General features: G+C 30.1%; 12 protein-coding genes and 1 other RNA gene. 4 read left to right on the top strand and 9 right to left on the bottom strand.

The features are described from left to right. The first annotated feature begins 119 nt into the window (after window positions 1–119). Genes L8X30_RS05610 through L8X30_RS05595 form a run of 4 tightly spaced genes read left to right on the top strand, consistent with a single transcriptional unit; the run spans window position 120 to window position 3,369 of the window. Window positions 120–461 (top strand): FlaG family protein, encoded by a 342-nt coding sequence (locus L8X30_RS05610; RefSeq protein ID WP_263679419.1) that lies wholly within the window; start codon window positions 120–122, stop codon window positions 459–461. A gap of 2 nt (window positions 462–463) precedes the next feature. After that, window positions 464–2,767: a flagellar filament capping protein FliD gene (gene fliD / locus L8X30_RS05605; RefSeq protein WP_263679418.1), complete on the top strand. Its 2,304-nt coding sequence runs from the start codon at window positions 464–466 to the stop codon at window positions 2,765–2,767. A gap of 18 nt (window positions 2,768–2,785) precedes the next feature. After that, entirely contained in the window at window positions 2,786–3,157 is a 372-nt protein-coding gene (fliS, locus tag L8X30_RS05600; RefSeq protein WP_263663313.1) for a flagellar export chaperone FliS, read from the top strand. Next, entirely contained in the window at window positions 3,133–3,369 is a 237-nt protein-coding gene (locus tag L8X30_RS05595) for a hypothetical protein (RefSeq protein WP_263679417.1), read from the top strand. Before fliS ends, L8X30_RS05595 begins: the two co-directional genes overlap by 25 nt. Here L8X30_RS05595 and rnpB read toward each other — a convergent pair. From rnpB to L8X30_RS05550, 9 genes are all read right to left on the bottom strand, one after another. Then, window positions 3,364–3,688, bottom strand: an RNA gene (rnpB, locus tag L8X30_RS05590) — RNase P RNA component class A. The two genes, L8X30_RS05595 and rnpB, sit on opposite strands and share 6 nt — an antisense overlap. A 26-nt stretch (window positions 3,689–3,714) precedes the next feature. Continuing rightward, window positions 3,715–4,254 (bottom strand): hypothetical protein, encoded by a 540-nt coding sequence (locus L8X30_RS05585; RefSeq protein WP_263679416.1) that lies wholly within the window; start codon window positions 4,252–4,254, stop codon window positions 3,715–3,717. After that, window positions 4,217–4,654: a hypothetical protein gene (locus L8X30_RS05580; RefSeq protein ID WP_263679415.1), complete on the bottom strand. Its 438-nt coding sequence runs from the start codon at window positions 4,652–4,654 to the stop codon at window positions 4,217–4,219. The genes L8X30_RS05585 and L8X30_RS05580 overlap by 38 nt, the downstream gene beginning before the upstream one ends. Window positions 4,655–4,830: 176 nt before the next feature. Beyond that, window positions 4,831–5,226, bottom strand: coding sequence for a hypothetical protein (locus tag L8X30_RS05575; protein ID WP_263679414.1), 396 nt, complete (start codon window positions 5,224–5,226; stop codon window positions 4,831–4,833). Beyond that, entirely contained in the window at window positions 5,216–6,088 is an 873-nt protein-coding gene (gene era, locus L8X30_RS05570) for a GTPase Era (protein ID WP_263679413.1), read from the bottom strand. The genes L8X30_RS05575 and era overlap by 11 nt, the downstream gene beginning before the upstream one ends. Continuing rightward, complete coding sequence (gene hslU, locus L8X30_RS05565; RefSeq protein WP_263679412.1) at window positions 6,085–7,404, bottom strand: ATP-dependent protease ATPase subunit HslU; 1,320 nt, start codon at window positions 7,402–7,404, stop codon at window positions 6,085–6,087. The genes era and hslU overlap by 4 nt, the downstream gene beginning before the upstream one ends. Then, window positions 7,401–7,943 carry an ATP-dependent protease subunit HslV gene (gene hslV / locus L8X30_RS05560; RefSeq protein ID WP_039618282.1) on the bottom strand — a complete coding sequence of 181 codons (543 nt, stop codon included), beginning with the start codon at window positions 7,941–7,943 and terminating at the stop codon, window positions 7,401–7,403. The genes hslU and hslV overlap by 4 nt, the downstream gene beginning before the upstream one ends. After that, a complete protein-coding gene (rplI, locus tag L8X30_RS05555) occupies window positions 7,943–8,386 on the bottom strand; it encodes a 50S ribosomal protein L9 (protein WP_263679411.1) in 444 nt (147 codons plus the stop codon). The genes hslV and rplI overlap by 1 nt, the downstream gene beginning before the upstream one ends. 12 nt (window positions 8,387–8,398) lie before the next feature. Beyond that, the gene (locus L8X30_RS05550; RefSeq protein ID WP_263679410.1) at window positions 8,399–9,619 is read right to left on the bottom strand and encodes an argininosuccinate synthase; all 1,221 of its coding nucleotides are present in this window, start codon (window positions 9,617–9,619) and stop codon (window positions 8,399–8,401) included. Window positions 9,620–9,662: the final 43 nt, after the last annotated feature.

Raw genomic sequence — 9,662 nt, 5'->3', positions numbered from 1 at the left:
TTAAGCTTTTTGAGAACACTTTTTGCTTATTAATAATATAGAGATTTTTAATCTAAATATTAAGTTTTTTAAAATTATGTCGATAGAGTATTTTAAAGTCTTTTAAAAAGGAGTTTAAAATGGACATTGGAAATATTCAAAGGGATGCAAACACAGCACAATTTAATACAAAAAGTACTGGAAAAGTATCTCAAGAAAATCAACAGCAAACTAATTTAAATAATCAAGATGAGAATTTAAATGAAAAATTGAAAAATGCAACAGAAAAACTTAATAATCAAATGGAAACACTAGAAACAAACGTACGTTTTGCATATAATGATAAAATCAATGAAATGTATGTTAGTGTAACCGAAAAAGATACTGGTAGGTTAATACGTAAAATTCCTAGCGAGGAAGTTATGAAGCTAATAGAACATTTTCAAGGTGTTATTGGCACTATTTTTGATAAGGAGAGTTAATTATGGCAGTAGGTAGTTTAGGAAGTTTAGGAATAGGTTCAGGAGTTTTAACAAGCGATACATTAAACAAGCTAAAAGAAGCAGAAATGAATGCGCATTTAGGTCTTTATAACTCACAGCTTGAAACTAATACTTCAAGACAAAAAGACCTAGCAGAACTTGAAGCTAAGCTACTTGCGTTTCAAACAGCCGTAAATAGCTTAGGTGATGCTTCACAATTTAACAAGAAAAAAGTATCACCTAGTGTAAGTGGAGATAGCGCTGCTGCAAGCTTAGTAGTAGGATCTTTATCTAACCTTACAAACATGAAAGTTATTGTTGATCAACTTGCACAAAAAGACGTGTATCAAAGTAATGGATTTAAAGATAAAACTGCTACTGTAATGGGTAGTTTGGGTATAGAAGGTGTAGATGGCAAAACTTCTTTTACTATTACCCAAGATGGAAAAGATTATAAAATCGATATTGATGAAAGCACTACTGTATCTCAGCTTGCAGAAAAAATAAATGCCGCAACAGGTGGAAAAGTAGAAGCTAAAATAGTCAATACAGGAGATAGAGATAATCCATACCGCTTAGTAGTACAAAGTACTGAAACAGGAACTAAAAATAATATTTCTTTTTCAGGTGATGAAAAGTTATTAAATGCTATGGGTTGGGGACTTGATAAAAATAGCATTAGCGCTGGTGGTTTGTATGGTTTTAGACCAACAGGTGCTGGAGAAGAAAATAAAGATAAAATAAGCGGACAAATTAGTAGTGGAAGCTTTGATGACAAACTACTTAACCCAGGAGAAAAAACCTCTTTTACTTTTGTTATTAAAAATGGTGAAAGATATGATAGATTTACCATTGATATAGACGAGAATACTACTTATAAAAGTTTAGCAGAAGATTTAAAAAAACAAACCAATGGAAAAGTGGAATTAAGCTTTGGAGATGATGGAAAATCTTTTACTTTTAGAGCTACCAATGGTGGGCAATTAAGTCTTTTTGATGGTGGTTATGCAACTGATACTGAAGGAAATATTGACCAAGCTAATTATGCTAGAGATGAAAAAGCTACTTCATTATTAAGTAGTAAATTTGGCATTACTCTAGATACTAGCACTCCACAAGGCTACAATGTAGCTTCAAACAATGAAAATCATATCCAAAAAGGTATGGATGCTATCTTTAGTGTAGATGGTGTTAAAATGACAAGACCAACTAATACTATCACTGATATAGCTCCAGATGTTACCTTAGAATTAAAACAAAAAGGAGAAATAACCTTTAATGTTTCTCAAGACACTGAAGCACTTGCGCAATCTTTAGAAAGTTTAGTTACTGCTTATAATGATTTAATGATAAATCTTAATGCAGCGACAAAATATGATCCAGAAGCAGGAGTACAAGGGAATTTTGTAGGTGTTAGCGAAATTTATAATATAAAATCTGAGATAAACAATATTTTACTTCAAACTATAACAGTAGATGGAACTGTTACGGTTGGTGATAGTGAAAGTTCAGAAGGGATTGAAGTTTCCTCTAAAGTAAGTTTGTCTTTGGCTGATTATGGCTTAACGTTAAACGATGGTGTTTTATCTTTTGATTCAGGAAAATTTAACTCTAAATTTAACGAAGATCCTGAATTAGCTGAAAAATTTTTCGTAGGAAGTAATGGTTTTGAAGATATTGATTTAGCTGGTGATAGAGTAAGTAATCTTGGCAAAGAAGATATAACATTTAAAGAAGGTAGTTTTACTATCACTTATAATGATACAACCATAGATTTAAGCAAAACTCCAAATGGAGATCCTTTTGTATTAACAGGTGCAGATGATATTGAAAAAGCTAAAAATTTGGTTGATCATATAAATAGTTTTGGCTTAGAAGGTTTAGAGGCTAGCTTTGAAATCATTAACCAAGGTAATGAAAATCAACAAATTCAATTTAAAATCAAAGGAACTTCAGGTAGTAACTTAGAAATTCAAGGTGATAATGAATTTTTGAAAAAATTTGGTTTAAGTTCTAGAACCTTATATTCAGTTTATAAAGAAGAAACTGGAACTTTTGGTATGCTAAAAAATACCATGGGTGAAATAATGAGTTCTGAAGGTTCATTTGGAGGTTATAAAGCATCTTTAACAAAAGAATCAAAAAATCTAAATGAAACCATAGAAAGCACCAAAGCTTCCATAGAAAGTAGATATGATACAATGTGGTCAAGATGGGCAGCATATGATGGTATCATTGCACAACTAAATAACCAAGCAAGTGTTATTGCAAATATGATCAATGCAGCAAATAATCAAAATTCTTAAAATAAAGAAAGGGTTTAAATGCTAAATAGTGCAGTTTATAGCGCATATTCACAAAATCAAACTGGTGTAGAATCCCAAGAAAAACTTATAGAGATGCTATACAGTGGGATTTTACGCTTTTCAAGCAGGATAAAAATAGCTATACAAAATGAAAATATAGAAGAAAGAGTGTATTATGTAAAAAGAGCTAGTGCTATTTTTATTGAATTGTTAAATTGTCTTGATTATGATAAGGGCGGCGAAGTAGCACATTATTTAAGTGGCTTATACACTAGAGAATTACAACTTCTTTCTTTAGCAAACATAGAAAACAGTGAAGCAAGAGTGGATGAAGTAATAAATGTAGTAAAAGGCTTATTAGAAGCTTGGAGAGAAGTACACCAAAAATGAGTGAAAAAAAATGGATTGATGAGTTTAAACTAGCTGTTTATACTGAAGATGTAGAAAAAATAGTTAAACTTATGGAAAAACCGGATTATAAAGATTGTCCCAATGAGGCTTTAGCGCTAACTAATGAAGCGATAGCTTTTATGAAAAAAAAACAAGATGAAATAGCTGTTAATTTACAAAAACTCAAAAAAGCTTCTGCTTATATAAAGTAAAACATGGCTATAAGCCGAGTTCTGTCAAGAACGATCATTTATCTAGACTTGTTTTTACAAACAAGTTCAAGCGAAGGGTTATATTATAAGACAAAAACCACCCCTTCTTGCTGCAGATTGGGTTTACATAGCTAGCTTTGTTACCAAAGCTACTGGTAGGCTCTTACTCTACCGTTTCACCTTTTCCATATAAAATATGGTAGTTTTCTTTCTGTTGCACTTTCCCTTAGGTTGCCCTAGCCATCCATTAGATGGAATCTTTGTCTTATTGCAGCTCGGACTTTCCTCTTCAAAAAGAAGCGATCGCTTGCCATGTTTAGACAAATTCTACCAAAAAAATTATTTTTATACCAGAGCAAAAACAAGATTTAATGTAATTTTTAATTTATTTTCATATTTTACAAGTTCTAAATTTTTAACTTTTATATAAGGATCTAATTTTTGCAAAAACTGCGTTAAAAAAATAAAATCGCCAACAAAACTTAATCTTAATTCATAATAAGCAAAATATTCATCTTGACTTTTGTAACTTTGAATTTGCAAAGATTTAACTCCATTAAGATTCTTTTCTATATCCTTTAAAATACTTTGATAATCTTTATTTATGCTTAAAAATGAGTGATCATTATAAGATATATTTTCATCTTCTTTTAAATCAGAAATCACTTCTTGTTTTTGCTCGTATTTTGTTTGTAAAATATATAGTTCATCTTTTGACAACTTCATTTGTTTTTCAAAATAGTCAAAAACACCCATATAAACCATGAAAAAACCAAAAACAAAAACAACTATCAAAGACAATATAAATTCACGCTCAGATAACTTAGCAAAGATATTTTCTAAATTTTTATAAAGATTTTTCAAAAACAAGAGTGATTTTTCCATTATTAACTTCTTTATTTTTTAATACAAAATGATGCTTTTTAAAATCTTCATAAAATTCATAGTCATTTTTAAGCTCTATAATAAAATCATTATTTTTAACATGCAAAGCCTCTATATAAGCTTGATGAGAATTTAAAACTTTTAAAAAATCATAAAAATCTTTATAACAAAGTGTATTTGCATAAAATTTTTGTAACAAATCAACCTTTAACTCATTTTCTTCTTGTAGTTTTTTAAACTCTTGATTTTGCTTTTGATTAATTTTTACCTGTTCTAAAATATCATCTTGCTTTTTTATTAAATTTTCATATTTTGTTTTCTCATTTTCATAAAATGATTTTTGTGTATACAAATACAAAGGATAAGCTAAAGCTAGTAAAATTCCACAAACAAAAGCCAATAAAATCTTAAAACTAAAAGATTTTAAATGATTTATTTTTTCTTTGTTGGTAAAATTAATCTTGACTTGATCGCAATTTTTTAACAATTTTTGATAAAAAATATTACTATTAAATTTATCAAAACTACTAAGATTTTGAGTATCATCTATGCTTATAATGTGCTTATAGGTATTCTTTAATTTTCATTATATATTTTATCATAAACATTTAATGGTATAACTTTACAATTTTGAAAATCACACCCCAAATACTCCACTAAAACTATGTATTTTTCTTTAAACAATAATGCAAGATTTTCACTATTTACATCGTTCTTAAAATACACTTCAAAAAGCAGGGGTTCAGGTATTATATAATCAATATCTAAAATATCTTCATACTTACACAAGAATACATATGCAAAAGATTTATCTTGAAAATACTTTAGCTTATAAGAAAAATCATCTTTAAGACCAAGCTCTTCAAAGCTCTTTTTTAAAATTTCATCTTCGCTAATAGGATTTGCAAATTTAATATATAAAAGCTTTTCATAAGCAAGAAAATCTTTTAGAATAGTTTTCTTACTCATCATAAAGTATTTTCTTAAGGTTTTGCTCGTTTTTGTGCCAATTTTTCTCAAGTTGAACGAATAATTTTAACATTATCTTTTTTTGTGCTAATTTTTCTATTTTCACTCTAGCTTCTTTACCTATACGCTTAATTGTAGCACCATCTTTACCTAATATCATTCCTTTGTGAGAATTACTATCTGTAATAATAGTGGCATTGATATAATAAATTTGCTCTAGTTCTTTGATTTTTTCTATTTTGACTTCAGTGCTATAAGGAATTTCATCACTTAAATTTTCATATATGGCTTCTAAGATAAAATCTCTATAAATATCCTTTTCATTTGTTGTAGTAATAAACTCAGGATCAAAATAATACGGGTGTTCAGGCAAATACTTAACCATCTCATCTAAAAGAATTTTTTTATAAAATTTTTGCTTTGCAGAATAGGGGATAATAGCACTAAAATGTGAGCTAAACTGAGAATATTCACTTAATTTTTTAAGCAAAACTTCTTTTTTTGCTAAATCAACCTTATTAATCAACACAATATGCGGCACTTTAGGGTTTAAACTTAAAAAATTTTCATAATCTTTAATATCATCATAAATACTAGCTACAAATAAAATCACATCACAATCTACAATGCTTTTAATCGCTAAATCAATCATAAGCTGATTCATAGCCTTAGAGCTTGCATGCAAACCTGGTGTATCTATAAAAATAAGCTGATGATTTTCATGCATTATGATCGCATTAATCTTTCTTCTTGTAGCGTTTTGCTTATGAGAAACCATAGCAACTTTTTCTTCTAATAAAGAATTTAGGATAGAACTTTTTCCCGCATTAGTTCTACCCACTATGCTTATAAAGCCACTTTTCACAAGATATACCTAGCTAAATCTTTATTTTCTATGATATCTCCAAGCTTAACTTGCACTTTAAAATCGTCTATTTTATATACCTTACCTGCGTATTCATCTGCTTCAAAACTAATATCTTCTAAAAGTTTTTCCACTACTGTATGTAAACGTCTTGCACCAATATCTTGCATTTCTTCATTGGCCTTGCTTGCTATTTTTGCTATTTCTCTAATAGCTTCATCTTCAAAAACAAGCTCTACATTTTCAGTTTTTAAAAGCTCAATGTATTGTGTTAGTAATGAATTTTTAGGTCTTGTTAAAATAGCATATAAAGCATCCTCATCTAATGAATCAAGCTCAACTCTTAAAGGAAAACGCCCTTGAAGTTCAGGGATTAAATCACTTGGTTTGCTTAGATGAAAAGCACCTGCAGCGATAAATAAAATATGATCAGTTTTTAAAGGACCAAATTTAGTTTGTATAGTGCTACCTTCAACTATAGGAAGCAAATCTCTTTGCACCCCTTCTTTGCTTGGATCTTGGCGGTTTGAATTTGAGCTTGAAACTGCTACTTTATCTATCTCATCGATAAAAACAATCCCTTCATTTTCAGCTCTTCTTAAAGCCTCGCCTTTAATACTTTCCATATCAAGAATTTTCTCACTTGCTTCTTGAGCTAGAGCTATTCTTGCATCTTTTACCTTCATTTCTTTTTTAACTTTTTTATTACCCACACCAATAACTTTTACTATATCTTGCATAGCACCCATTTCAGGTGGTAAATTTGGATTAGTATCAAATACACTTTGTGAAATTTCAACTTCTATTGTGCTATCATCTAAATCACCAGCTTTTAATTTCACGCGCATTTTTTCTAAAGAATTTTGATATTCTTCTTGTTTTTCTTCACTAACACCCTTTGGTAAAGGCGGTAAAAGTTTTTCTAAAATCTTATTTTCTATAAATTCATTAATCTTTTCTTTGTTTTTTTCTTTTTCTTCATTTTTTACTAAATTTAAAGCAGCATTAGCTAAATCTCTAACCATACTTTCTACATCACGCCCAACAAAACCAACTTCAGTATATTTACTTGCTTCAACTTTTACAAAAGGAAGTCCCATCATCTTAGCAAGCCTTCTTGCAATCTCTGTTTTACCAACTCCAGTTGATCCTATCATTAAAATATTTTTTGGCATGATATCATCTTGAAGTTCAGGACTAAGCTGCATTCTTCTATAACGATTTCTTAAAGCAATTGCTATGATTTTTTTAGCATTTTTTTGTCCAATTACATAATCATCTAAAAATTTCACAATCTCTTTTGGAGTTAAATTCATTTATCATCCTCAATTACATAAGTTTTAATATTTGTATTAGTATAAATGCAAATTTCACCAGCTATTTGCAAGCTTTCTTTGACTAATTCCTCTTCATCTAAACTTGAGTGTTTAGCTAAAGCTCTTGCAGCAGAAAGTGCATAATTACCCCCACTACCAATAGCGGCTATAGCGCCATCTTCAGGCTCTACTACATCTCCAGTTCCTGAAAGTAAAAATATATGATTTCTATCTAATACTAGCATCATTGCTTCAAGTTTTCTTAGATATTTATCCTTACGCCATTCTTTTGAAAAATCTATTGCAGCCTTTAATAAATCACCCTTCGAACTAGAAAGTAACTTCTCAAACATATCAAAAAGATTAAAAGCATCAGCAGTGCTTCCTGCAAAACCTGCTAATACTTTTCCATTATTTAATTTTCTAATTTTAACTGCATTGTTTTTTAAAACAGTGTTTCCAAAACTTACTTGTCCATCTCCGCCAATTACAGACTTATTTTTACCTTTATAAGCTAAAATTGTAGTTGCGTGAAACATTATTCTCCTTTAACTTCTAGCTTAAATACAGCATGAATCGCATGGCCTAATTTTGCTGAAATTTCATGCATGCCAAGTTCTTTTATAGTATCACATTCTAGGCTTTTTTTATCAAGCTCTATGCCTTTTTGTTCTTTTAGCGCATGAGCGATTTCATCTTTAGTAACCCCACCAAACAAGCTTCCATTAGCTCCCACAGGCTTAGCTATACAAATAGTGATTTTAGATAATTCTTCTTTTAATTTTTCCAAATTTGCAAGCTCAAATCTTAAATTTTCTGCCTTTTTCTTTTGCTCTGCTTCATATTGTTTTAAAACTTCATGTGTAGCAGCCTTAGCAAAACCTTTGGCAATTAAAAAATTTTGTCCATATCCATCTTTTACTTCTTTAACTTCTCCTGCTTTTCCTAAGCTTTTTACATCTTTAATCAATAATACTTTCATTGTTTTCCTTTTTTAAAATTTTCTTCCATTTTTACCTGCGATGATAAATCTTAAAGCATTTAATCTTATAAAACCTGCTGCATCTTTTTGATCATACACAGCATCTTCTTCAAAAGTACAATAAGCCTCACTAAATAAACTATCATTCGCACTTTCTCTGCCTATTACCATTACATTACCTTTATATAATTCAAGTTTAACTTTACCATTTACATATTTTTGTGACTCATCAATTAAGGCTTGAAGCATTAATCTTTCAGGTGAGAACCAATAGCCATTATAAATCAAACTTGCATATTTTGGCATCAATTCATCTTTCAAATGCGCTGCTTCTCTATCAAGAGTGATACTTTCTATAGCACGGTGTGCTTTTAAAAGTATACTTCCACCTGGAGTTTCATAGCAACCTCTACTTTTCATACCCACATAGCGATTTTCAACAATATCAAGACGACCTATACCATGTTTTGCACCAAGTTCGTTAAGTTTTGCTAAAAGCTGTGCAGGAGTCATTTTTTCTCCATTAATAGCACACAAATCACCTTTACTAAACTCAAGCTCTATCGCTTCGCTTTCATTTGGAGTTTCTTTTAAATCTTTCACCCAACGCCACATATCTGCTTCAGGTTTAGCCGCAGGATCTTCAAGCACTAAACCCTCATAAGAAATATGCAATAAATTTGCATCCATAGAATAAGGTGACTTACCTGGCTTTTTAGCTATATCAATGCCATGTTTTTGCGCATAAGCTAAGAGTTTTTCACGGCTATTTAAATCCCATTCTCTCCAAGGAGCAATAATGGCCAAATTTGGATTTAGCGCCAAAGCGCCTAATTCAAAACGCACTTGATCATTTCCTTTACCTGTTGCCCCATGGCTAATAGCATCTGCTTTTGTTTTATTTGCTATTTCTACTAAAGCTTTTGCTATCAAAGGTCTTGCTATACTTGTACCTAGTAAATATTCTCCCTCGTAAATAGCATTTGCTCTAAACATAGGAAATACATAATCTTTTACAAATTCATCTTTTAAATCTTGAATAAAAATATTTTCTTCTTTTACACCCAAAGAAAGCGCTTTTTTTCTAGCAGGCTCAAGCTCTTCACCTTGTCCAATATCTGCTGTAAAAGTTACCACTTCACATTTATACTCATCTTGTAGCCATTTTAAAATTATACTTGTATCAAGTCCACCAGAATATGCTAAAACCACTTTTTTGATATCTTTTTTCATTGTCTTTCCTCTTTGTAAAAATAATTTTAAAATTTAACGAATT

Origin of the sequence: Campylobacter sp. CNRCH_2015_0338h (genome assembly GCF_025772785.1) — a bacterium.
GTDB lineage: Bacteria > Campylobacterota > Campylobacteria > Campylobacterales > Campylobacteraceae > Campylobacter_D.
This window is presented reverse-complemented; position numbering and strand designations above follow the sequence as displayed.

Excerpts from the sequence above, each read along its gene's own strand:
- L8X30_RS05610 (WP_263679419.1), top strand. The coding sequence starts at position 120 with ATGGACATTGGAAATATTCAAAGGGATGCAAACACAGCACAATTTAAT.
- fliD (WP_263679418.1), top strand. The coding sequence starts at position 464 with ATGGCAGTAGGTAGTTTAGGAAGTTTAGGAATAGGTTCAGGAGTTTTA.
- fliS (WP_263663313.1), top strand. The coding sequence starts at position 2,786 with ATGCTAAATAGTGCAGTTTATAGCGCATATTCACAAAATCAAACTGGT.
- L8X30_RS05585 (WP_263679416.1), bottom strand. The coding sequence starts at position 4,254 with ATGGAAAAATCACTCTTGTTTTTGAAAAATCTTTATAAAAATTTAGAA.
- L8X30_RS05575 (WP_263679414.1), bottom strand. The coding sequence starts at position 5,226 with ATGATGAGTAAGAAAACTATTCTAAAAGATTTTCTTGCTTATGAAAAG.
- hslU (WP_263679412.1), bottom strand. The coding sequence starts at position 7,404 with ATGAATTTAACTCCAAAAGAGATTGTGAAATTTTTAGATGATTATGTA.
- hslV (WP_039618282.1), bottom strand. The coding sequence starts at position 7,943 with ATGTTTCACGCAACTACAATTTTAGCTTATAAAGGTAAAAATAAGTCT.
- rplI (WP_263679411.1), bottom strand. The coding sequence starts at position 8,386 with ATGAAAGTATTATTGATTAAAGATGTAAAAAGCTTAGGAAAAGCAGGA.
- L8X30_RS05550 (WP_263679410.1), bottom strand. The coding sequence starts at position 9,619 with ATGAAAAAAGATATCAAAAAAGTGGTTTTAGCATATTCTGGTGGACTT.